Consider the following 1,189-nt stretch of genomic DNA (forward strand, 5'->3'; position numbering starts at 1 on the left):
GGTCGGGATTTGGGTTGTTGGTCGTCCCGTCCTGCTGGTTGAAGCCCCCCGTATCCATCCCCCACTTTGGCTGGCCGTTGTCGATGGAGGACAGCATGACTGCGCGCTGCTCCTGCAGGCCGTCCGCCCAGTTGATGCGGTCGCCCTTGAAATACTGGATGCCGATGTCGCCGGACCAGAGCGAGGTGCCGTACCGCTGCGCCCCCGGATAGTACGTGCGGGAGGTCTGCCAGACCCGCTGGTTGTTGGTGGTGTACGCCCGCTGTCCTTCGTACATCGTCTGGGCCATGGACCCTGTGGTAAAGTTGCCGAACCAGTAGGTGGCGCCGCCGGAGGACACTTTGTCCGTCTCGTCGTTCCACCAGCCTGCGATGCCTTTGTCAAAGGCGCCTGTGGAATGGTTCCAGTACCAGGATCGCTCGGCGGAATTGTACGGATCGATGCTCTGTACCTTCACCGGGATGAAATAGTCCGTGTACTCCGCCTGCCCGGGGTAAAAATATCCTCCCGCCGCCGCGTCCGTCCCCTGCGTCGTCGCGACATTGTTGACGTCCTTGGTCACGATGCGTGGCTTCGTAATGCCGATCATTTTCATCCCTTTGGCGGACATCGAGGTCTTGAGCGCCGTCGAAGCGGCATCAGGGAAGTTCGTCGTATTCCAGGTGAATTCGCCGTAGTTGCTCTGACCGTAGTTTTTCCAATCGTAGTCAAAGCCGAAGGCATCGATCGGGATGTTCTTCGCCCGGTAGGTGTCCACGTTGCTCGTGACCTCGGACTCGTTCGTATCCCACTCGAAGTTGATAAACCCGAGGCCCCACTTCGGGAACATCGGCGACTTGCCCGTAATGTCCGAAAAAGAGCTCATGATCTCCGTCGGCTTGCCCAGCATCACGTAATATTCTACGTCCTGCTTCGTATACCGGCGCCCTTCCGGGGGCGTACCGCCATAGTAAAACTCCAGCTTCCCGGTCGCGCTTTCCGTGTACGGGTATCCGCCGTCGCTGTCCACCAACACCCCGTACCCCGCCGAGCTCCACATGAAGGGGCCGCCGGAATCGCCCTGCTCCCCTGCGTGAGCAGCGTGGCTGCTGTCGTTGCGCAGCAGATCGCTGCTGCTGTCGCCCTCAAAGGCACTGTAGCTGCGGATACCGTAAATATTATCTGACGTATTATGAAGAAAATGGATGCC

Annotated in this window: 1 protein-coding gene; it reads right to left on the reverse strand. The window is 59.3% G+C overall.

Annotation, left to right across the window (positions count from 1 at the left end; genetic code table 11):
- A partial coding sequence (locus tag TJ79_RS05020) for a TIM-barrel domain-containing protein (RefSeq protein ID WP_040949206.1) occupies positions 1-1,189 on the reverse strand: 1,189 nt, incomplete at both ends.

This window comes from Gorillibacterium massiliense, assembly GCF_000455485.1.
Lineage (GTDB): Bacteria > Bacillota > Bacilli > Paenibacillales > NBRC-103111 > Gorillibacterium > Gorillibacterium massiliense.